This is a genomic window from Streptococcus sp. 22.1, from assembly GCF_016648645.1.
Classification (GTDB): Bacteria; Bacillota; Bacilli; order Lactobacillales; family Streptococcaceae; genus Streptococcus.
Genome location: NZ_JACLQK010000013.1, coordinates 1 through 20113, shown reverse-complemented (window position 1 = coordinate 20113; position 20113 = coordinate 1). Strand labels below are relative to the sequence as shown.

The following is a 20113-nucleotide window of genomic DNA, read 5'->3' as shown; positions in this document are numbered from 1 at the left end:
GCCATCTGACTGGAACTTAGTTCTTGTCAATCGGGATAACGTCAAAGAAGAAATGAATCCTAACTTGGCTACAGTTGACAATATTCAAGTAGATTCTCGAATAAAAGACGCAACCGAAAAATTGATTGCAAAAGCCAAAGAGATTAATCCTGCGTTTCATTTGATTTCAGGTTATCGTAGTGTAGAGACACAGAAAACCCTCTACGAGAACTACACTAAGAAAGAGATGTCAGAAAAGCACCTTTCTAAAGAGGAAGCTGAAAAAGTTGTTCAAACTTATTCCCAGCCTCCAGGTTCATCAGAACACATGACGGGGCTAGCAATAGATATCTCAACGGTTGATTCTCTTAACCAAATGAGTGAATCTGATGCTAATGCTTTGGAAAAAATTGCTGTAGAATTAGGGTTTGTGAAGCGTTTTGAATCAAACTATAAAGATGAAACAGGGGTTGACAACGAGGATTGGCATTACCGATATGTAGGAACCGAAAGTTCTAAATACATGACAGATAAAGGCTTATCTTTAGAAAAATATCTCGAACAACTAAAGAATAAACCAAAAGCTAAATCAAAAAAATCTAAAAAGGATGGTAAATCTTCTGGTCCTTCGTCAGAATCAGCTTCTATGGGGGATGCTGGAGGGGATTGGACTACTCCAGGAACACCAAGCTACAAAGTTGCAGAGACACTTTTCAAGATTTTAACAGAGGATTTTGGACTAAGTGGAACAAGTGCTGCTGGTTGGATGGGGAACGTGCAAGCCGAATCTGGTTTTGATATGGCAGCCGTCGAAGCAGAGAACAACCAAAGTTATGCTGGTAGGGGATATGGTCTTTTCCAATTCACCCCTGGTTCAAAGTATTTGGATAGTGAATTTTATAAAAAAGGCGCTAGTCAAGAAGAAGAAATTAAACACCAAGTGGAGTTTGTATGGAACAGTGAATTTGCTAACGGAGCCTACCAAAGCTATCTTCCTAATGCGTCCTCTTGGTTTGGATTAAGCGGAGTAGATAGCATCGATGATGTCTTAGACAACGATAACGTCGAAAATGCAATGCTTATCTTCTTCTCAGTATATGAGCGTGGGGATGTTGCTCAAATGCACAGAGAACGACGTCTTACAGCTGCAAAAGCAGCCAACTCATTATTTAACACAAAGAACGTAAAAGCTGATAAATCTAAATGGAAACTCTCAGGCGGAACATCTTCGAACACAGCAACCATTACTACTAAAGCTGGTCTTAACGAAGATAACGTTGATTGTGATGAGGACTCAAGCAAGGACTCAGATAGTGGTGGAGCAACTGATGGGACTGGAACGGTTCCTGCTGATGCCACAGCGTGGGGGTATAAACCAGATGAAGTTCCTGATAGCTTGAAAGGTTTTATCCATGATCCAGCAAAACTAGGCATGGAGTATGGAGGTTCAAAAGGATGGTATGATCCAGGTTCTCTCTACCTAGCTGGGCAGTGTGTAAACCTCACTATCAGTATGGCCAATATTATTTGGGGCCATGAAGGTAGTGTAACAGGAGATGGTATTTCACAGGCCCAAGGTTGGGCTGGTGTATTTGGAAATTCTACCAAAACCAAACCTAAAGCAGGAGCTGTTTTCTCTAGTGGTTCTTCAAATCCTGGACACACGGGTATTGTTAGTCACGTCTTTGAAAACGGTGATATTTTGATTATAGAGCAGAACACCCCTCTATCTGGAGCAGATTACTACGGTAAATCATGGACATGGAATTACCGCATTCACACAGTAGCACAACAAAAAGCAGATAACTTTGTTTTTGCTTATCCAGACAGTGGAGAGCCTAAGTGGTAAAAAGATAGCATTAGCTATCTTTTTTTATAATAAAACAAAGAACTATTGACGTATAGTATCGAAAGAGTTATAATATAACTATAAAATGATTCAGGAGATAAAATATGATTAATAATGTTGTGCTGGTAGGTCGTATGACTCGTGATGCGGAACTTCGTTACACACCAAGCAATGTCGCTGTTGCTACATTCAGTCTTGCTGTTAACCGTAACTTTAAAGGCGCTAATGGAGAGCGTGAAACTGACTTCATTAATTGTGTTATCTGGAGACAGCAAGCCGAAAATTTAGCGAATTGGGCTAAAAAAGGGGCATTGATTGGAATTACAGGCCGTATTCAAACCCGTAACTACGAAAATCAGCAAGGCCAACGTGTCTATATAACTGAAGTTGTTGCTGATAATTTCCAAATGTTGGAAAGCCGAGCTAGTCGTGAGGCTGCCAGCCCTGGAGGATATAGCAATAATAACTTTGGGAACACATCAGGAGCTTTTGGTGACAGCCCTGTTACGGACGGATTTAATTCCACACCAGCAAACAACTTCCAATCAGGATCTAATCCATTTGGTGCTGCTGGATCTATCGATATTTCAGATGATGATTTACCATTTTAACTAGAGAGGAGTATATATGACTGAAGAATTGAAAAAAGAGTCTCTTAGAGAGACTTTTTGGAGTAATGCCAAGAACACCCTTAATGGCAAATTTTGGAAGGATAGAAGGACATACAATGATTTGTCGGAAGCTACTGGAATACCTGAAGGTAGTCTTCGCATGTTGTTCATGAACCGTCCTAAAAGCAGCATAGAGAAAATTGTGACTGTTACAAATGGACTAGATAAAATAACAAAGGATAAAGTCAGTTTAGCAACACTTTTGTCTAGCGAAAACATAGACGAGAAAGAACACCCTGAGTTCTCTAAGGAACCCGAGGAAGTAACGAAGGATTTTTGGAGAAATATCCGAAATGCTATCCAGATATCGGATAGCACAAGTCCTTCAGAAGCAAAAAGACGAATGACGAAGTTTATAGTTTCGACAGGAATGTCATCAACGAACTACAAACTTAACAACCAAACGGGTACAGTATCTCTCGATACGCTCGAAAACTTTGCAAGACGTTTAGAGGTAGAACCTTACGAATTGCTCGCTAAAAGTAAAGGAAAATGATAGGAGAAAAGATATGGACAAAACAACATACAATCTACTAAAGGTTAGTGAAAAAGAAACTAAAGAAGGCTGGGGAGCACGCGCATATCTCTACGAAAACAAATATTATATCGATCCTGACGATTCGCAGGCGTTTAATTCTGAAGAAGAGGTAGAAGCGTATAAGAAAGCCCTGGTTAATGATTTCTTTGCTAGTAAATAAGGAGGGGATTATAGCTTGAAGAACAAGTTAACAATCATTATCGCAATATGCGTTTCTATTGCCCTTGTTGGAGGATTGTTTTTCTGGGTATCGTCTACTAATACCCAGAACAAGTATACCTATGATTACCAGGTATCTAAACAACCTTTATCCGCAGAGAAACGCTTGAAATCCCCTGATAAGGGACAAATCGATATTTATATCGCTTTTAAAAAGACCTGCCCTGTTTGTCAAAAACAAGAGAAGGCAATTACTGAAGCTACTGAGAAACTACCTAAAAATGTGAACGTGACCTATATTGACATTACAGATGGTCTTCCTAAGTATCTGTCCTCAGCTTTTCCTGAAGGGACTTATGAAGGAGCTAAAACGCCCTATGTAGTCGTTACCGACAATACTATTGATGATAACGGGAAATTGCATTTAATCTACACAGGGCGCTTATCGAACGATACAAATATTGAAAAATTCAACACAGCTATCAAAAACGCTCAATAAAAAATACACTGCTCACTATAAGCAGTGTATTTTTTTATATTTTTGTAGAACTTGAAATCAAGTAAACTGTATCACTCTTTAACAGGGGTAAGTGTTATGTCCCCCTCATCATCATCGTGATAATATACTCTTGCAGTGATTTTATCACCGTTGATAGAGATATCTTTTAACATTACCGCAGCGTTACCTGAGCCAATACCACTATTGTTGCCATCCCCATCATCACTCAGAGAAATTGTTTTACCATCTTTGGAAATGGAATATGTATGCTTTTCATCTTTAACATCGCTATCAAAGTTGGCATCTGTGTGATCTAGAGTATAAGAATATTTTCGGTAATAACCTTGGTTTTTATCAGATACTCCAAAATACAACGCACCTTTAATAGTCTTACCGTTACTTCTATTCCAAACGTAATTATAAGCCTGTTGGCTAACAGTGCTTGCAGGATCTTTTTGTCCCACACAGCCTGCAAGACCAATTAGTAGAAGTGCTGAAAAAACAGCTAGAAATATTTTTTTAAATGTCATTTTATATACCATCCTTTAATTAAAATTATAACATAAAAAATAGCTTAGACAAGGCTTTTATTCACATTTAGAGCAAATAAAAAAATTAAAAAAAGACAAAATCCACTTGACTATACCTAATTAAAGAGTTATAATATAGAGGAAGTTGAGAGACGGCAAACTCTTAACGCAACACTAAACAAGGAGGCCTATGATATGGCAACAACGTACACTCTAAAAGCAGTAGAGGATTTTCTTTCAAATTGCGCACAAAAAGATGGGGTTGAAATTCACTGCTTCCCTGGAGCGCTTCTGGACTACTACCTAGTTACATACCCAGATGGGTATAAGTGGAAATATGTCATGATTGACGTTATGTATATTGACTGCTGGAATAGTGTTTACACTATCAAACGTAGCAACAAGGCCCAAGTTGCTGAAGCGTTTTGTAAACAACACCAGGAATCAGAAGACGTAGCCTAGGAAGGAGCAGCGACATGAAAAAAATGATTGCGTTTGTAGTTTTTATTTTCTTTGCAGCTGAAGCGGTGGACTTGCTGGTACAACTGCTTGTCACCGTGTTAGGACTTTCAATAGGCTCAATAGTGTTCCTATTTGCACTAGCTTATCACGATCTCAAGAAGGAGGCTAAAGCCCACTTACAGACTCATTGATAGAGTCACCACCACGCGCAGCAATAGCCTATACCCCCTTATTCCTATCCGAAAGTCTTTGGATAGGTTTTTATTATATTCAAGCAGCATAGCCTTGGCTATTAGAACACACCTGATCCCTCTCTATGCGACTCCAGGAAGCAATAGTTGCCCAAATGTATACCTTTGGACTACGGGCATTAAACAGGCCCAAAATAGACGATTTAGAGGCCTTCTAGATAGTTGCTGTCACCCTAATGCACGCGCAAAAATCCCTATCGCTTTTAACCCCTTGGGGCTTTATAACACAGGTAAGGAGTATGGCTACTAAGAGTTGTTTTGGGTGCACAAATAAGCTATAACTTTTTGAAAAACGGTGCACTAAAAACACTTCACGCTATCGGTTTTTTGGCCAAGAAGAGTTAATTCAAAGTCAAGTTCTTTTTCCGTCATAGGTGTAGGCAGATTGTATTTAATTAGGCTATCAGGGCCCGTAGGGCTTGTTTTAAGTTGGTCGTTTTGATCTTGTAGCGCAAGGAAACCAACGCTGTTTTCTAGGAACAGGGCTGTCTTCCAGAAATGAACCATCGAAGTGTAGAAATAGGCGAAGAGGTCTTTAATTGCATGGCCACTTTGTTGGCCAATTTTCACTTTGGAAATAAAACGCTCGATGGTCCCCTCTATGTCAGAGGTCCATAGTTCCCCATAAATTTTGGTATCACCAAATAAGGCAGCTGAAAAGTCTTTTTCGACTTTCCGTTTTGCCTGGTAAATTTTATCTTCCAGAGATTTTGCGTCTGTTCCAAATAGGCTTAATAGTTTTACTGCGCGTGCCGACAAGAAACCATGATTGCCCATCTGGAAAGCTTCAGAGTGTGAAAGGGTGGCTAGAGGCTCATCCTCTTTTGTGTATCGATTAGTATCGATTTGGGTATTATATTCAGTATCACTATATTCAGTATCATTAGTGCTTAACTTTTGTGCTACCCTAGTGTATTTTGCGTACCAGCCCCCCTTACGTTCCTTGCGTTCCTTACGTTTTTTTGTGTTAGGGGAAATAGTCTCGTTTGTAGGTTGTGGGATAGGTGCTGCGAGTTCTACGGCTTGGCTTTGGTTTTCAGGTGCTTCCTGGATAAAGTCATCTTCTAGTTTTCCAAGATAAATGCGGTTAGGAAGGTTCCCTTTTGCACTGTTAGATTGTCTAATCTCGTAAATTAGGCCATGCTTAAGAAGCTCTTTTTTGACTTTTAAAAGAGTGCTCTTAGAACAGTTGAGCATCTTAGCAAGTTTAGAGTTAGAGTACATCAAAAAGACAAAGCCGTTTTCGTCAATCCATCCATTTTTTAGAGAGAGGTTTAAACGATCTCTAAAAAATGTGTAAACTACCTTGGATTCAAGGCGAAGTTCCATGTAGAGGTCGTTTTCAAAAAGCGTTTTGAACAAAGGGTAGAAACGCCCCATATCTTGAAAGTCATTTTTGCTGATAAGGTTTAAGTTATTTGTTGTAGTAGATACCATGATGAGTCTCCTAGAAAAGTTATTTTACAACATAAAAAGAGAACACAGTCTAGGTCCTCTTAGATAACTTTTTAATGCTTCTGACAAATATACTAAAATAGTCGAATAGGAATTAAAAAAATTTTCGTAAGAGGACATGAACAAATGCTACAAAATCCAACCCTAACGAAAAACACCTACTATTTACAGTTGACAAAAAATGTCATGAGTGATACAATTTTTCTAAATAAATAAATAAGTAAATTTATGTTGTTATTGAATTGATTGAACCCTCAAACAAACAAGTAAGTAAGTAAGTAAGTGAGTGAGAGGGTTGGATTTGTAACATTATTCTCAGTATAAAGTGCGCCAACACTTTATACTTTTTTTATGTCATATTTAGAACAATTATATCTTAATTGAGAAATTTTGCAACCGCATTACAGAAATTTCTGGATTATAATAAGGCGGTATTTCCAAAATTTTTTAACATTTCATGCAAAAAATTAAAAAACAATCAAAAGACCTATTGACACATGATAATTAAAAGGTTATTATAGAGGTGTAAAAAAACAGACCTCTAGGAAATCAGTTGAAAAAGCAGAACTGCCAATTCTGTAGCTGCTAACGTAGGGTTCTGATTAAAAGACTATCCCTGTCAGAAGAGATAGTGAGGCTATGATTTTAGCCTAAGTGTTGTTGTTAAGGAATAAAGGTACCCAATCAGGTACCTTATTTTTTACAAAAAAAGCAAAAACTACTTGACGAGAACTAAATAAAGAGTTATAATATAGATGTAGTTGAGAGATGGCAAACTCTTAACGACAACACTAAACATAAGGAGGGCTAAACATGGCTCAACAAACCCCAAAAATGAAACGGTTAATCAAGAATTACCGTGGCTACACCTTTGAAAGTTCTTGCTTCACAACTAAGGAGTACAAGAGCTTCCAAACGAAATATATCAATGTCCTTAAGGATATGGCAACCAATCTAAATGCTGTCCTTACGGTCAACAAGAATCATTTCTGTTTCTCAGCGTTCTTTGAACAAAAAGAGACAGGAGAGGTAGTCTATATGTCTGTATCAGATGTTCGCAGTTTCCAGGACGAATGGTTAACGAATGTCATGTATCGGACAGCTAAAGACACTAAGGATTACCGAGGAGGACAAAACAACTGGACCGACCTGGAACACCTTGAAGACGGAATCTCACAGATGATGCAACGTGAGTACGCCCGTAAAAACCAAAGTCGAAAAGAAGATCACATTACGTCAACTGACTATGCTGCTTAATCAGTAAAACAGTCATTATCTCTTTTAAAAAACGAAAGCTCTAAACGTTAGTTAAAGCATGTTTAGAGCTATTTTTTATTGACACGCTTAAATTAAGCGTGTATAATTATAATAAAGTTAAGACTGACAGGACTTGACTTAAAAGAGTGAAATGAAAGAGAGGTTTCAATGAAAACTTCAACATTTTGTAGCGTTTTACTAACAGTCATAACTTCTTTCTTGCTATTTTATTTGAAATCAGTTGAGACAAAAGGCATTATTTTAGTGCTTTATTTAGGATTTATGCTGGTATCGTCTAGCATTTCAGAGAAGAAATAAGGAGATGATATGGCAAGCGTTGAGAAGGTATATTACCCAGCTTACGTCATCCAGGATAGCGAAGGGGAATATAAAGCTTATCTTCCTGATTTTGGAAACGACTGTATCGCAAGCAGCAACAATCTACAAGAGACTGTAAAAGGGGCGCGTGAAGCGTTACATACATGTATTTTTAAGCACGCGCAACAAGGGAACAAACTTCCTAAACCTTATACAGGCACCCCTTTAACGACGGGCCTTCTTGTAGAGATTGATGTATGGCTGGAGCCTATTATAGATCGTGCCAACATGCAAGCTGTAAACAAGAACACAACTGCCCCTAGATGGCTAATTAGGTTGGCTGAAGAGAAGGGGATAAACTTTTCGGAGGTTTTACAAGCAGCATTGAAGCAAGAGCTAGGGATTACAAATTGTATTCCCAGGGCTATATTTGATGATGAAGATAGCAAAGGAGAATAGTTAGGGATATGGCATCAGATAGTGTTTGGGCTTATATCACGCTTGTTCTAGGCGTGATATGCTGCCTGGTAGGATTAATCTTAATCGTGGTTGATCAACGTAGAAAAACACCCTTATCTAAAGACAAGGCAGAGTCACGCTTCTTGTTAAAAATGATTTTGTTTTCAAGTGCCATTTTATTTGTGGCGCTGTCTCGTCTTTTCTAAAGAGTGCCTATCTAAGTTAAACTGATAATAAGTCAGATAAAGGAAAAAATATGATGGATAAAAAAGATTTTGATACTTTTTTAGATTTTTACTCTAAAACGTCTAGCCTATATACGGCCCTAGATATGCTGCTTAAGGTAGACGAGAATGGCAGTGATTTTGTCGCTTCAGCTAAACGTTATCTGTTAGCTGAAGAAAAAGAGACGGGAGTAAATTGGCAAGATCTATTTGCTGGCCGTTGGTTAAAACATAGAAGTAATGGTAAATAATAGGAAAATGAAGATGAAGCGCAAAAAAATTCTTTGTATCATTTCAGGAGGGTTGTTGTTAATTGCTTTACCTACATTATCCTATTGGAATCACAAAAAACAGAGTGATTACGCAGGGATGAAGGTGGTTAAGACGTTTAACAACGGGAGAAAGCTTTACTATGATCCACAGGGAGGAAGTACCCCCTATGTTTTAGAAGGAAACCCTGATACAAAATATCGTACAGAAGTAACATTTATTGATAATGATGCTGATTTGGAAAAGCAACAGACAATGAATGATCTCTACGGAGGTCTTACAGTAGATGTTAGGGATGGATGGAAGGTTAAATAATAAGGAGATGTAAATGAGTAATAAACTCAGAGCGCTAGGCAGTGCCTCGTCAGGACGTAAAGAAGAAAACATGTTTAAAGCCTTTGCTTACCTAAACACCAAAGGCGATTTCAACCCTATTCTGCTTAAACAGCGCGTGGGGATGTCTGATAAAACAATCGAGAGCTATTTGAAGCAGCTTCAGGATGCTCAGATGCTTACAGTAGAGTATCAAGAACGCCTTGCTAAACCATTTGCAGAACAGTGGTATGCAAAGATGGCAGGTGTTCAGTTGAAGCACGCGCAAAAACAATATGAACTGTGGGAGGGGCGCTTAAATAAGCTTAAGGCAAAGAACGAAAGTGACAAACAAGCCTTATATCAATTTGTCTTTTCTGGAAATGCTTATATTTCACAAGAAGAACTCTATCACCGATTAGAGTTGGCTTTATTGACATTCTCGTTCATGAACGCACCAAAGAAGGAAAAGGTTTAAGAGGATAAAAAGTGTAATTAATAATCATTGAGAGGTATTTACAGCATCATGAAATTTAATCATAATCTAGCAAGCAAGCAAGCAAGCAAGCAAGCAAGCAAGCAAGCAAGCAAGCAAGCAAGCAAGCAAGGGCTAAGAGTCTTTGAAGCATTTGCAGGTGTTGGGAGTCAAAGAATGGCTCTTAGGAATCTAGGAATCAAACACGAAGTAGTGGCTATCTCGGAGATTGATAAATACGCAATAGCAAGCTATGAGGCAATACATGGAGAGACACCAAATGTCGGAGACATATCAAAAATCAGAGATAAAGATATCCCAGATTGCGATTTGTTTACCTACAGTTTTCCTTGTCAGGATATATCAACGGCTGGTAATGGCCGTGGCTTGGAAAAGGGAAGTGGTACTAGATCTTCCCTCCTGTGGGAATGTGAACGCATTATTAGAGTGAAACGACCTAGATTCTTGCTGCTAGAGAATGTTAAAAATCTAGTTGGAAAGAAAAATAAGCCACATTTTGATGAGTGGCTTAATCTTTTAGAAAGCTATGGTTATAAAAATTTCTGGAAAGTTTTAAATGCCAAAGATTACAATATTCCACAAAACCGAGAACGTGTCTTTGTTGTAAGTGTACTGACGACAGAAAATATTTCTTATAAATTTCCAGAACCAAAAGAACTTAAACATAGGTTAAAGGATATTCTTGAAAAGGATGTTGATGATAGATATTATTTATCAGATGAACAAGTAAATAGGCTAACTTTCACAGATAAGAGAGTTAAAGAAGCTGTTTTAAAGCGTGTTAGCAACTTTGGTTCTAGTGGAAAAAGAATAGATGGAGAGGGCTACGACACAGAAGGCTTAACCCCTACTTTAACAACTGATAAAAGAGAGGGGGTGAATGATGTAAATGTTGGAATAGGCCAACTACTGAGGTACGATACTGAACGTAGACAAAACACCAACAGATTTCGGGTTTATGAAAAATTAGGGTGCGCCCCCACTTTGGATGCTATGCAAGGTGGGAATAGACAACCCCACGTAGTAGATAAACTTTGTATAAAAAATGCTACTAAACGTGGTTACCTTGAAGCAGAAGCAGGAGATGGTATAGATACTGCTTATCCTGATTCGAAGACAAGGAGGGGGCGCGTGCAAAAGGGTTTGGCCCATACATTGACTACGGATGATAGTAAGGCTGTTGTCGTACCAGTATCTGTGCAGAATGGAATACAAGAACCTTTAACTTTAGATAATAAAGAAGTTGTTGCTGATAAACCGCAGCAAATGTCTATTTTTGATTTTCTAGAGGAGAAAGAGGTTTTAGGAATAGATGCCCATCCTTTTTCCAAAAAAATGGAGTTTCGTGGCTATAGTCAGTCAGAAGTGTCCCCTTGTATCTTAGCAACCGAGAGCAAGGCACCTAAAACGGTATTGGAAACCAAACCATATCATCAGCAAAGTAATGAATTTCTGTTATCAGATATAATGACGATTAGAAAACTAACTCCTTTGGAGTGTTGGAGGTTGATGGGATTTAAAGATAATGATTATTACAAAGCAGAATCAGTTGTTTCAAATACCCAACTTTACAAGCAAGCTGGGAATAGTATTGTTGTCAGTGTTCTGGAAGGGATATTTGAACAACTTTTCAAGATATAAAAGAGGTAAATGACAAATGACAAATGACATTGTTAAGGGTAAAAGAAACAAGTTGTTGAGTTGGGCCAACAGAAAGCGCGTGCTTTTCATCGTGCATTTTCTGTTCAATCTCTTGGCCTATTGGATGACTTACGTAGAATTTACAAAAGTCTTTATCAAAATAGGTACATTGGCTAAGCAAGCAAAGGCATTTAGCGACATTCCGATTGAAAAAGGTTTGTTCACACCATTTCTAGCTTGGCTTTTGATCAGCATTGCTTCAGGAGTTTGGATGTACTGCTATTTAGCAGTATCTTATTGGAAAAACGCTAAGAGCAAGGAAAAATAACAGATAAGTAGCTAATAAGAGTTAGGGGATAAAGGAAAATGACATTAAACACAAAACCAGAAACAATCTCACAGTATTGCATGGTAAGCTCGGTTACGTTCAAAAAAACCAAGGCTGGAAAAGAATATGCAGAATTGACCTTATCAGATAAGACGGCGACTATTCCAGCTTGCAAAGTGTGGGACGTTACAGAAGAAATTAAAGAGACATTGAAAAATAACGATGTACTCTATATTGATGGAGAGGCTGATAATTATGGCGGTTCCTATAAGGTTACAATCAAAAATGTTTCTCTTCCAAGTGGAGAAGTACCTCTTTCAGAATTAGTACCTAGCGAGCCTATTGATGTAGAGGGTATCTATTCCAGTATTAAATCAGAAGTAGGGTCCTTCAAAAATGAGTTGTTGAAAAAGGCAACTCTGGGGCTACTAGAAGAGTATGGAGAAGCCCTAAAAAGCATTTCAGCAGCTAAACATGTCCACCACTATAAGCGTGGAGGCTTGTTGCGACACGTTCAAGAAATGCTTAATCTAGCACTCTATATGCAGAAAATGTATCCAGTAGCTAACCGAGAATTGTTGATATCAGGTATCATTTTTCATGATATAATGAAAGTCAAAGAATACACTTATAATCATGGCATTGCAGGAGACTTCACTGCGGATGGTGTTCTTTTTGGCCATATCTTCCTTGGCGCTGAACTGCCTAAACGCTATGTCAGACAAGAAGAAGCAGAGTCAGAAGAAATTAAAATGCTACAGCATATTATTCTATCTCACCACGGCATTAAAGAGTGGGGAAGTCCAGTCGAACCAGCGATTATTGAAGCAGTTATTATCCATCATGTAGATAATCTTGACGCTAAGACCTATAGCTTTGCAGATGAACTCAGCAGAATGGACATGGGTGAAGTCCGCAAGTCAAGAAATATCTTTGCGACAGTTTATAAGCATGAACTAGGAAATTATGAAGAATAAGGAGTGACAATGGCTTATTTAACAAAAATATCTGATTTAGATCCAGCATTGGTGAATGCAGACCCTGAACAAATTTATCTTCCTAAAGCCCTAATAGAGCATAATGATTTTAAGGGACTCAAGCTTGAAGCAAAAGTGCTCTACTCATTTTTGTTAGATAGGTTGAGAGAGCCACTTGATTTTATCCATAAAGGCTATGATGACAATGGAGATACCTATGTTCAATTTAAAATTGTGGAATTATGTGAATTTCTTAACCAAAGTAAGAGCACTGTTGTTTCTGCGAAAAAACAGTTAGCTCAATATGGTTTGATTGAAGAAGTTAAGGTGGGCAGTGACCAGCCAAATCGTATCTATTTAACTGATAAATTGGTTCCGTATCTCAAGGAGTGAAACTATTTTGTTTTTCTCTTAGGCGCGTGGTGTTTAAGTCGGGGGTTTTAAAATGGTAGTATCACACAACAGAAACCGCCAAATCCAGAAGGCGATGGATCGAGATTACAGGTTAAGAGATAGGGAAAGAAACCGCATGAAGAACAAGAGGCCACCTAAATACAAAAGAAGGGACATAAACCCTAGAATTATCTTCTCAGATAGGATTTTAGAAGAGGAGGTTTTCTATCTTACTCTTGTGATCAATTATGCTAATAGAGCGGTTGAATTTTTAGCCTATAAGACTAATCTGAAAAGCATTCCTTGGCCAGACATTGCCTTGGTGACAAAAACACCTTTTAACAGACGCATACCTTTAAGCGAGATAAAGAGGACAAGGAGAAAATTCTTTACTTTAGCTGTCCCTAAAAGTGAATGGCTGACCACGAATGAAGAGGGGAAAGTAGAGCTTTTAAAAAGGTTATATCCGAGATTAATGGCCCCTGATTTTGACAGAAAACCAGAATAACCAAGCACCATTTTGCGGTGCTTTTTTGTTACCCAAAATAAAATAAAAAACAAAAACCACTTGACGAGAACTAAACAAAGAGTTATAATATAAATGTAGTTGAGAGACGGCAAACTCTTAACGACAACACTAAACAAATGGAGGTCAACGATGTTTGACAAAGATTTTTACCCTACACCAAAATCACTGATCTACAAAATGGCTGATAAAGTTAATTGGCGAAACGTCACTTACGCCCTGGAACCATCAGCAGGGAAAGGTGATATTGTAGATCACTTTACAAAACCACCTTTAAGTCATAGAGGGGGCAGACAATATTGGGATCTCGTTGAAAAGAATAACGAGTTAAGAAGCATTTTATTTGGAAAAGGCTACACAGTGACAGGAGAAGATTTCCTGGATTACCAAACCAACACTGAGTACGATCTTATTCTGGCCAACCCTCCTTTTTCAGAAGGTGTTAAACACTTGCTGAAGATGATTGAACTGGCTGAACAGCAGGTTTATAGTGATTGCCAAATCATCTGCCTACTTAATGCAGAGACGTTGAAAAATGATTTCAGCAATTCTCGGAAACATTTGGGGACTCTCCTCCAGAAATATGATGCTGAAGTTGAGTATCTGGAAGGAACCTTTGCGAACGCTGAAAGAACAACGCAGGTTGAAGTTGCCCTGGTGACTCTAACAGTAAACAAGTCAAAACGCTCAAAGGATTACTTTGAAGATGTTTTAAATAAGTGTAACCAGGAGCGAACAGAAGAGTTCTCTTTGGCCCTTCCAACGACGGACCTTGGCTATAAGGAGGAAGAGATTAAACGCCTTATTTCTCTTTATAACGAGCACGTTAAACGTTTTAAAGCGTTCTTCAACGCCTTGGGTGATCTATCATCTTACTCAAAATATGTTGAAGATGATACAGATTTGACGACTAGAAATAAGCTGGTAGATTTTAACTTAAGCTATAATGCTGAGCTTCAAAAACTACGTATTGCTTATTGGGAAAAGATGCTTAAAACAGATCAATTTAGGGAGCTATTGACCTCATCTGCTTACGCTGACTTGATGAAAAAAATTACAGCTTTGGCTGATATGGAACCGACACTGGAAAATGTTTATACGATGCTAGTGTCTCTATCTCAAAATAATAAAGCTATTTTAACAAGTGCCTTGGAAGAGTTGTTTGATAAGTTTACTTCATATCACCAAAAAGAGTTCTCAAAGAATATCCATTATTACAACGGTTGGAAGACAAATGATGCTTTTAAGATGAATAAGAAAGTAATCACCCCTATTGGAGGTTCTCTTGGTTGGCTACGTTGGGAACGAAATGGGTACCAGAACGTTGATTATCAAGTTCGAGAACGCATTGAAGATGTTTTAAAAGTGGTTCAATTAGTTAGCAAAGTCCCACCAGGGAAATGGCAACAGCTAGGGGACTACGAGTTTGAAAACGACCTTATTCGCTTCAAGGTATTTAAGAAAGGAACCTTACATATTTGGTTTAAGGACCTTAAGGCACTCGATAAATTGAACTTTATTGTTGGACAAGAAAAGAATTGGCTTCCAACGGACGACGAGATTAAGACAGATGACGATGCTGCTAAATATATCAAGAAGCATTTTCCAAATATGGATATGGAGCAACTGAGCTATCAATAAGAAACGAAACGCCTAGAAAAATCTAGGTGTTTTATGCAAAAATGACTTGACGAGAACTATACAAAGAGTTATAATAAGAGAAGTTAAGCGCTAGGAAGCATTTAATATAAATGCTAAACTAGATTAGTTGAAGTAATTCTAGTAAAAAATATCAGAGTAGGAGTTTAAAGATGACGGAATTGGGTAATTTTATGAATGAAACGCTACTGGGAAGATTGATTTGTGTTTTAATTTTATGTTTAGCTGTATACATTGCTACAACACGAAAGGGGGATTTAGAAGATAAAATTAAACGACTGCGATCAGTCTCATTTTATCTCTCAAATGTCGTAGTCCTATCATCGTTATTGACAATTTTGGGATTGTTGAAGTTTGGCTTTGCTTCAGTCATGATTATTTCAGGGTTTATACTCCAAATTGGAATGCAAGTGATTATTTTCCATCTCGAGAAAGAAGCAGAAGAACGTGAAACGACACAGAAACTTTTGGAGGATAACGAATGAGATTACTTAGAAAGTTAGGGGCGCTATCTATTGCTTTTGGCAATATCTGGTCATGGGCGGTCATCTTAACAGGAGTATCGAACAACAACATCGAAACAAGGGAATTTTTGCTATCTGTAAGCGTGATATTTGCTACTTACTTCTTCGGATTGTTCAAGTTACTTGGCGCATTAAAGCCATATCATGGAGAGCTGGTAATAACTCACGCGCTCTCTCCCTCTCTGGGTCGAGCAGTTCTTAAATCAAACAGCGAGCGAAATGTCTACATGACATACGAGGTTAAAGAGGATAGAATTTCAGAAGATGATTGGAAAGCCTTTAAAGTAAAGATGGAAGATTATGCTAAGAATTTTCTGGAGAAATATTATCCTACTGTAGTTGTTGACTTTGATTTTAGATTGCTAGACCAAAAGCTAGACAAAAACCTAAATGGACAACACACAGCTTTATACTCGTATTTTGGTGCCCATGATAACTATATTTACTTATCCGATTGGATGGTTCATGCTAGTATTTATTGTGATGATTTTTCAATCGTAGTACCTACGTTAAGTCACGAATTGGTTCATTATGCCTTGTTTAAATTGGGTAAAGGACACCGTGACGGACAAAATGACTTTGAGAAAGAGCTGGAACGAATTGGCTTGCCATCAAACTATAATCGAAAGTTTATGGCGATACACGTTTTTAGGAAAGAAGAAAGCGGAAAGACGATAGCTGAGATCTATGTCGATAAGAACGAGCAGTCAAAACCCAGTCTGGGAATGGAAAAGATTATAAAAAGAGCCTAATGAAATAAGAAAGGTGGGATTAGGAAATGGCCATAAAAAGTGAACATGAGTTGCTAAGCAAGTTCATTCAGTTATTTAACGCTTACCAAGACGGCGAGTTTGGAGATAGCGGATTAGCTGAGCGTATGGATGTACTGATAAATGCTTACACCCCAGAAGAAAAATCACTTCCAGGGACGTTGGTAAAAGCCTTTACGGCAGAAAGCTTGGAAGGATTAGAGAATATCGTAAATAACTTTATCAGTTTCTTGACAGAAACCAATTACCGCTTAATGGGACCAGTTCAATACAGCACCTATAAAGAGGGGGCGTTGTCAGGAATTACTTACAGTGCACTGCTCACCTACGAGAAGCGTCAATAATAACCTAAAGGCACCGTCAGGAGATGGTGTTTTTATTGTTCTCAGGATCTGCTGGAGGGGAAAAGGGGGAAGGAAAAAAAGCAAAAAGCAAAAATCACTTGACGAAAAATAAATAAAGGGTTATAATATAAAAGAAGTTAAGGGACGGCAAACTCTTAACGACAATACTAAACAAGGAGGCCAAAGACATGGCACAACAATTAGAACAGCTAAGCATCCTGGCGCATCAATCTAACGGGCGCTGGTACCCAAATATGAGCGAGGAAATGGTTAACAGTGTAGAAAGTTTCCTTTTGGTTCATGATCCCTCTATCTTTGAAGAGTGGCTAGGCTACAAAGAAGGTGGCATGAGTGATGAGTTGTTCGCCTTTCAAGCGCGTCTTACAGTTGGGGTGGATGATTCAGGGGATTCAGGGGATTCAGGACAAATGGAAATTGTTATCCCTCTATCAGATGGCAGCAAGCTTCTTTTCACGGAAGACGCATCGCGTACAGGCCTAACGCAGATTGGTACTGTAGAGGATGAGAAGGAAGTCTTTGATCAAGGAAAAGACAATGATGTTCGAGGAGGTGCCAGCATGAAGGCAAGCCATTACTATGTAGAAAATTACTATGGCGGCAAGTTTGCTCTAGTAGAAGCTGAGCTTCTTCCTAAACTGGAGGGGCGAAAGGATTCTCTAGGAACGCCCCTCTTTATCCGTCCGATGCACGGAGACGAGAATTGGGATAAAACGATTAATCACGAAGGGCAATTTGATAAGATCTATTGTGCGCTAGATGAAAGCAACATTGAAGACTTTCTAGCAGATTAAAAAGGAGGATAAACAATGACACCAGAACAAATTGATAAAATAGATGGTCTTTTCTCATACGGTTTGCTTTCAGGAAAGATTCTTTTCGGGTTATTAACGGTAACTTTATTCTACCCTTATACCAAATTTGTGCTTCTAAATCTCATGAAAAATTCCCGATACGCTTTCTCCCACCCTATCGACTTTGGTAAGCGACAAACATTATTGGACAAGTTTTTATGGTTTGTAGTAACACCATTCCTACTAATCAGACTAGCCATATTTATCGTTTTATTTATAATAGTCTATTTCTAGGCCACCCAACCCCCATAGCCACGTACAGGTCTTAAAAGGTAATACAACGCCTCTGCGCGTGGTTAGATAGTCTAAAAAGCCAGGTTGGAAGTTCATCAATAATAACCTAGAGGCACCATCAGGAGATGGTGTTTTTTTATTGTTCTCAGGATCTGCTGGAGGGGAAAAGAGGGAAGGAATAAAAAAAGTGAAATAAAAAGCAAAAACCACTTGACGATAACTAATCAAAGAGTTATAATATAAATGTAGTTGAGAGAGGCAAGCTCTTAACCAACACTAAGCAAGCAGCTGTGAACAAGAAAAACCTTGACGCAACTAGCTATAGATGATAAGATAAACTCCTTTGTCTGAATGGCCAAGGAGAAGAAGGAGAACATAAAATGGCAAACAATCAAGGAAAAATCGAATTAGGTCTAGTTTCAGATCGTCATCCTCTTCCAGTTGAAGATTATATTTTCCAGGAAGGAGACATTACCTTCCCTATTAACCCAAGCCAACTAGGTCAGTTGGTCGCTAAAAAGTTCAATGACTTGGGAGTTGAACCACAAACTGGAGACTTTGTTGTTTACGTCACTGGCTTGACTCCAGCAACCACAGCAGTGATTAGAACATGTCTTACAAATGGGCATTTGCTGACTCTTAAACACTATGATCGTGATAGTGATAGTTGGATTGATGATCCTATTCTTACCGCCTCTATGGTTAATATGGACACTGAAATCCCAACATGGTTAGCATGTCCATAAGACGCTGGGAAACAATGTCTGTCCAAGACATAAAACTAGGAAGGTGAAAACTTATTAGAGTAAGGACAAATACACAAAATCTTACCTAGTAAGCGAGTAGGACTGCTCAATGGCAGGCAGTATAAAAAAGACTTGTATCGAGTCCTAGTAGTGCGCAATACTAGAGCCATCGCTGGCGTAGCCAAGTTGGATAGGCTTCGTTTGTTAGTAACATACGAGATAGGCAGGTTCGAATCCTGTGGCCAGAATAAGATATAATAAGCAAGAGACAAAAGGAGAAAATAATGGCAATTACTAATTACGTTCATGAAAATATCGCTGGGACTGGATTAAAATGGCATCCAGTGACAGAAGAGGGGGATGTTTTATACTACCCTTGCGGTGAGAACCTTGAAGATGTCAAGGCGTTTGTGGAAGCGTGTGGCGATTTAATCGCTGACAAGCTGGCAGACGAAAAAAACAATTACGGTTTGGCTTTCTATGCTTGCGGTTATGACGGCAAGGCCCAACAAGACTTCATTGATAGTTGGGCAGAAGAAGGCGTGTCAGTATTTTAGACACGCAAGGGAGAAAAAGATGGTAGTTAGAGTGATAATCTACGCTGTTGTTATTGTATCTGTAACGCTCTTTATGTTGGTGACTCTAAATGAGATGATAAAGCGTAAAAGTAAAGCTCCCACGTCATATAGGAAAGCGCCACTTATTTCTATTTTAGGAGGCCCTAGCCATTACTATGTAGAAAATTACTATGGCGGCAAGTTTGCTCTAGTAGAAGCTGCTTTACTTCCTAAACTAGAAGGGCGTAAGGATTCTTTAGGAACTCCCCTCTTTATCCGTCCGATGCACGGAGAAGAGAATTGGGATAAAACGATTAATCACGAAGAGCAATTTGATAAGATCTATTGTGTGCTAGATGAAAGCAACATTGAAGACTTCCTAGCGGATTGACCAAGGAGGATAAATAATGACATCAGAACAGCCTGACACATAGATGCCCTTTATTCAGGTGGTATGCTTACAGGAAAGGTTATTTTGGGGGTAATAACGGTACTTTTATTCTGTCGTTACTATGAATTTGTAATGTCAAATATCGCAAAGAACCCACGGTATGCCTTTGCCCACCCTATATCATTTGGTAAGAAACAGACACTACTGAACAAGTTCTTTTGGTTTGTAATGACACCGTTTCTGCTAGTCAGACTAACCATGTATATCATTTCGGTTATAATGGTTTATTTCTAGCCCCCAGCCCCAAGAAGGGGCTTTTTTGTTACCAGCAAGGAGTAACTACTAAGAAAACCCCTATAAAATGTTCTCAGCGTCTCAGATAGCCCAAAAAACGCCTATGTCTTATCACCCAAGACCGATAA

28 protein-coding genes and 2 pseudogenes are annotated in these 20113 nt (G+C 38.6%); 28 read left to right on the top strand and 2 right to left on the bottom strand.

The features are described from left to right. Positions 1-52: 52 nt before the first annotated feature. The 6 genes and pseudogenes from H7U04_RS11430 to H7U04_RS07430 form a co-directional block, all read left to right on the top strand. A pseudogene (locus tag H7U04_RS11430) lies at positions 53-1126 on the top strand (phage tail tip lysozyme); the annotation flags it as partial. A 156-nt stretch (positions 1127-1282) separates the two neighbouring features. Continuing rightward, positions 1283-1828 (top strand): annotated as a pseudogene (locus H7U04_RS07450) (CHAP domain-containing protein); the annotation flags it as partial. A gap of 104 nt (positions 1829-1932) precedes the next feature. Further along, on the top strand, positions 1933-2439 hold the full coding sequence (locus H7U04_RS07445) for a single-stranded DNA-binding protein (protein WP_201059514.1): 507 nt from the start codon (positions 1933-1935) through the stop codon (positions 2437-2439). Positions 2440-2455: 16 nt separating this feature from the next. Further along, positions 2456-2995, top strand: coding sequence for a hypothetical protein (locus tag H7U04_RS07440; RefSeq protein WP_201059512.1), 540 nt, complete (start codon positions 2456-2458; stop codon positions 2993-2995). Between the two features lie 13 nt (positions 2996-3008). Next, entirely contained in the window at positions 3009-3197 is a 189-nt protein-coding gene (locus H7U04_RS07435) for a hypothetical protein (RefSeq protein ID WP_201059510.1), read from the top strand. 15 nt (positions 3198-3212) lie between these two features. Continuing rightward, a complete protein-coding gene (locus H7U04_RS07430) occupies positions 3213-3695 on the top strand; it encodes a hypothetical protein (RefSeq protein WP_201059508.1) in 483 nt (160 codons plus the stop codon). Between the two features lie 71 nt (positions 3696-3766). On the opposite strand, the gene H7U04_RS07425 is transcribed toward H7U04_RS07430, so the two are convergent. Continuing rightward, the gene (locus tag H7U04_RS07425; RefSeq protein WP_201059506.1) at positions 3767-4225 is read right to left on the bottom strand and encodes a hypothetical protein; all 459 of its coding nucleotides are present in this window, start codon (positions 4223-4225) and stop codon (positions 3767-3769) included. A gap of 195 nt (positions 4226-4420) precedes the next feature. Here H7U04_RS07425 and H7U04_RS07420 point away from each other — a divergent pair, with 195 nt between their 5' ends. Both H7U04_RS07420 and H7U04_RS07415 read left to right on the top strand, forming a co-directional pair. Then, positions 4421-4687 carry a hypothetical protein gene (locus H7U04_RS07420; RefSeq protein WP_201059504.1) on the top strand — a complete coding sequence of 89 codons (267 nt, stop codon included), beginning with the start codon at positions 4421-4423 and terminating at the stop codon, positions 4685-4687. Between the two features lie 14 nt (positions 4688-4701). Beyond that, positions 4702-4878, top strand: coding sequence for a hypothetical protein (locus tag H7U04_RS07415; protein WP_201059503.1), 177 nt, complete (start codon positions 4702-4704; stop codon positions 4876-4878). A gap of 360 nt (positions 4879-5238) precedes the next feature. Here the strand turns inward: H7U04_RS07415 and H7U04_RS07410 are convergent, their stop codons facing one another. Continuing rightward, positions 5239-6375, bottom strand: a complete 1137-nt coding sequence (locus tag H7U04_RS07410; protein ID WP_201059501.1) for a replication initiator protein A — start codon at positions 6373-6375, stop codon at positions 5239-5241. Between the two features lie 831 nt (positions 6376-7206). Between H7U04_RS07410 and H7U04_RS07405 the strand changes: the two genes are divergently transcribed. From H7U04_RS07405 to H7U04_RS07310, 20 genes are all read left to right on the top strand, one after another. Beyond that, a complete protein-coding gene (locus H7U04_RS07405) occupies positions 7207-7650 on the top strand; it encodes a hypothetical protein (protein WP_201059499.1) in 444 nt (147 codons plus the stop codon). Between the two features lie 327 nt (positions 7651-7977). Beyond that, the gene (locus H7U04_RS07400) at positions 7978-8427 is read left to right on the top strand and encodes a type II toxin-antitoxin system HicB family antitoxin (RefSeq protein ID WP_201059497.1); all 450 of its coding nucleotides are present in this window, start codon (positions 7978-7980) and stop codon (positions 8425-8427) included. 8 nt (positions 8428-8435) lie between these two features. After that, entirely contained in the window at positions 8436-8633 is a 198-nt protein-coding gene (locus H7U04_RS07395) for a hypothetical protein (protein ID WP_201059495.1), read from the top strand. 53 nt (positions 8634-8686) lie between these two features. Beyond that, a complete protein-coding gene (locus tag H7U04_RS07390; protein ID WP_201059493.1) occupies positions 8687-8902 on the top strand; it encodes a hypothetical protein in 216 nt (71 codons plus the stop codon). 7 nt (positions 8903-8909) lie between these two features. Beyond that, a complete protein-coding gene (locus tag H7U04_RS07385) occupies positions 8910-9236 on the top strand; it encodes a hypothetical protein (RefSeq protein WP_207185735.1) in 327 nt (108 codons plus the stop codon). Between the two features lie 13 nt (positions 9237-9249). Then, on the top strand, positions 9250-9711 hold the full coding sequence (locus H7U04_RS07380) for a hypothetical protein (RefSeq protein ID WP_201059490.1): 462 nt from the start codon (positions 9250-9252) through the stop codon (positions 9709-9711). Between the two features lie 48 nt (positions 9712-9759). Then, a complete protein-coding gene (gene dcm, locus H7U04_RS07375) occupies positions 9760-11370 on the top strand; it encodes a DNA (cytosine-5-)-methyltransferase (protein ID WP_201059488.1) in 1611 nt (536 codons plus the stop codon). Between the two features lie 16 nt (positions 11371-11386). Beyond that, complete coding sequence (locus tag H7U04_RS07370; protein ID WP_201059486.1) at positions 11387-11698, top strand: hypothetical protein; 312 nt, start codon at positions 11387-11389, stop codon at positions 11696-11698. Between the two features lie 38 nt (positions 11699-11736). Beyond that, positions 11737-12675, top strand: coding sequence for a 3'-5' exoribonuclease YhaM family protein (locus H7U04_RS07365; RefSeq protein WP_201059484.1), 939 nt, complete (start codon positions 11737-11739; stop codon positions 12673-12675). A 9-nt stretch (positions 12676-12684) separates the two neighbouring features. Continuing rightward, positions 12685-13068 carry a replication initiator protein A gene (locus tag H7U04_RS07360; protein ID WP_201059482.1) on the top strand — a complete coding sequence of 128 codons (384 nt, stop codon included), beginning with the start codon at positions 12685-12687 and terminating at the stop codon, positions 13066-13068. Between the two features lie 52 nt (positions 13069-13120). Next, the gene (locus H7U04_RS07355; RefSeq protein WP_201059480.1) at positions 13121-13576 is read left to right on the top strand and encodes a hypothetical protein; all 456 of its coding nucleotides are present in this window, start codon (positions 13121-13123) and stop codon (positions 13574-13576) included. Positions 13577-13726: 150 nt separating this feature from the next. Then, a complete protein-coding gene (locus tag H7U04_RS07350; protein ID WP_201059478.1) occupies positions 13727-15235 on the top strand; it encodes a DUF4942 domain-containing protein in 1509 nt (502 codons plus the stop codon). Positions 15236-15405: 170 nt separating this feature from the next. Further along, positions 15406-15738: a hypothetical protein gene (locus H7U04_RS07345; RefSeq protein WP_201059476.1), complete on the top strand. Its 333-nt coding sequence runs from the start codon at positions 15406-15408 to the stop codon at positions 15736-15738. Then, positions 15735-16529 carry a hypothetical protein gene (locus H7U04_RS07340; RefSeq protein ID WP_201059474.1) on the top strand — a complete coding sequence of 265 codons (795 nt, stop codon included), beginning with the start codon at positions 15735-15737 and terminating at the stop codon, positions 16527-16529. Before H7U04_RS07345 ends, H7U04_RS07340 begins: the two co-directional genes overlap by 4 nt. Positions 16530-16555: 26 nt before the next feature. Beyond that, the gene (locus H7U04_RS07335) at positions 16556-16891 is read left to right on the top strand and encodes a hypothetical protein (protein ID WP_201059472.1); all 336 of its coding nucleotides are present in this window, start codon (positions 16556-16558) and stop codon (positions 16889-16891) included. A 188-nt stretch (positions 16892-17079) separates the two neighbouring features. Next, positions 17080-17703, top strand: a complete 624-nt coding sequence (locus tag H7U04_RS07330) for a hypothetical protein (RefSeq protein WP_201059470.1) — start codon at positions 17080-17082, stop codon at positions 17701-17703. A gap of 15 nt (positions 17704-17718) precedes the next feature. Next, entirely contained in the window at positions 17719-17997 is a 279-nt protein-coding gene (locus H7U04_RS07325; RefSeq protein ID WP_201059469.1) for a hypothetical protein, read from the top strand. A gap of 380 nt (positions 17998-18377) precedes the next feature. Further along, the gene (locus H7U04_RS07320) at positions 18378-18743 is read left to right on the top strand and encodes a hypothetical protein (RefSeq protein WP_201059467.1); all 366 of its coding nucleotides are present in this window, start codon (positions 18378-18380) and stop codon (positions 18741-18743) included. A 284-nt stretch (positions 18744-19027) separates the two neighbouring features. After that, positions 19028-19300 carry a hypothetical protein gene (locus tag H7U04_RS07315; RefSeq protein WP_207185734.1) on the top strand — a complete coding sequence of 91 codons (273 nt, stop codon included), beginning with the start codon at positions 19028-19030 and terminating at the stop codon, positions 19298-19300. A gap of 19 nt (positions 19301-19319) precedes the next feature. After that, entirely contained in the window at positions 19320-19691 is a 372-nt protein-coding gene (locus H7U04_RS07310; RefSeq protein WP_201059465.1) for a hypothetical protein, read from the top strand. Positions 19692-20113: the final 422 nt, after the last annotated feature.

Coding starts and splice junctions, on each gene's coding strand:
- H7U04_RS07320 (WP_201059467.1), top strand. CDS start 18,378: ATGGCAAACAATCAAGGAAAAATCGAATTAGGTCTAGTTTCAGATCGT.
- H7U04_RS07365 (WP_201059484.1), top strand. CDS start 11,737: ATGACATTAAACACAAAACCAGAAACAATCTCACAGTATTGCATGGTA.
- H7U04_RS07335 (WP_201059472.1), top strand. CDS start 16,556: ATGGCCATAAAAAGTGAACATGAGTTGCTAAGCAAGTTCATTCAGTTA.
- H7U04_RS07405 (WP_201059499.1), top strand. CDS start 7,207: ATGGCTCAACAAACCCCAAAAATGAAACGGTTAATCAAGAATTACCGT.
- H7U04_RS07425 (WP_201059506.1), bottom strand. CDS start 4,225: ATGACATTTAAAAAAATATTTCTAGCTGTTTTTTCAGCACTTCTACTA.
- H7U04_RS07420 (WP_201059504.1), top strand. CDS start 4,421: ATGGCAACAACGTACACTCTAAAAGCAGTAGAGGATTTTCTTTCAAAT.
- H7U04_RS07435 (WP_201059510.1), top strand. CDS start 3,009: ATGGACAAAACAACATACAATCTACTAAAGGTTAGTGAAAAAGAAACT.
- H7U04_RS07340 (WP_201059474.1), top strand. CDS start 15,735: ATGAGATTACTTAGAAAGTTAGGGGCGCTATCTATTGCTTTTGGCAAT.
- H7U04_RS07415 (WP_201059503.1), top strand. CDS start 4,702: ATGAAAAAAATGATTGCGTTTGTAGTTTTTATTTTCTTTGCAGCTGAA.
- H7U04_RS07310 (WP_201059465.1), top strand. CDS start 19,320: ATGGTAGTTAGAGTGATAATCTACGCTGTTGTTATTGTATCTGTAACG.
- H7U04_RS07385 (WP_207185735.1), top strand. CDS start 8,910: ATGAAGATGAAGCGCAAAAAAATTCTTTGTATCATTTCAGGAGGGTTG.
- H7U04_RS07380 (WP_201059490.1), top strand. CDS start 9,250: ATGAGTAATAAACTCAGAGCGCTAGGCAGTGCCTCGTCAGGACGTAAA.
- H7U04_RS07315 (WP_207185734.1), top strand. CDS start 19,028: ATGGCAATTACTAATTACGTTCATGAAAATATCGCTGGGACTGGATTA.
- H7U04_RS07355 (WP_201059480.1), top strand. CDS start 13,121: ATGGTAGTATCACACAACAGAAACCGCCAAATCCAGAAGGCGATGGAT.
- H7U04_RS07390 (WP_201059493.1), top strand. CDS start 8,687: ATGGATAAAAAAGATTTTGATACTTTTTTAGATTTTTACTCTAAAACG.
- H7U04_RS07410 (WP_201059501.1), bottom strand. CDS start 6,375: ATGGTATCTACTACAACAAATAACTTAAACCTTATCAGCAAAAATGAC.
- dcm (WP_201059488.1), top strand. CDS start 9,760: ATGAAATTTAATCATAATCTAGCAAGCAAGCAAGCAAGCAAGCAAGCA.
- H7U04_RS07400 (WP_201059497.1), top strand. CDS start 7,978: ATGGCAAGCGTTGAGAAGGTATATTACCCAGCTTACGTCATCCAGGAT.
- H7U04_RS07345 (WP_201059476.1), top strand. CDS start 15,406: ATGACGGAATTGGGTAATTTTATGAATGAAACGCTACTGGGAAGATTG.
- H7U04_RS07350 (WP_201059478.1), top strand. CDS start 13,727: ATGTTTGACAAAGATTTTTACCCTACACCAAAATCACTGATCTACAAA.
- H7U04_RS07440 (WP_201059512.1), top strand. CDS start 2,456: ATGACTGAAGAATTGAAAAAAGAGTCTCTTAGAGAGACTTTTTGGAGT.
- H7U04_RS07370 (WP_201059486.1), top strand. CDS start 11,387: ATGACAAATGACATTGTTAAGGGTAAAAGAAACAAGTTGTTGAGTTGG.
- H7U04_RS07330 (WP_201059470.1), top strand. CDS start 17,080: ATGGCACAACAATTAGAACAGCTAAGCATCCTGGCGCATCAATCTAAC.
- H7U04_RS07445 (WP_201059514.1), top strand. CDS start 1,933: ATGATTAATAATGTTGTGCTGGTAGGTCGTATGACTCGTGATGCGGAA.
- H7U04_RS07395 (WP_201059495.1), top strand. CDS start 8,436: ATGGCATCAGATAGTGTTTGGGCTTATATCACGCTTGTTCTAGGCGTG.
- H7U04_RS07360 (WP_201059482.1), top strand. CDS start 12,685: ATGGCTTATTTAACAAAAATATCTGATTTAGATCCAGCATTGGTGAAT.
- H7U04_RS07325 (WP_201059469.1), top strand. CDS start 17,719: ATGACACCAGAACAAATTGATAAAATAGATGGTCTTTTCTCATACGGT.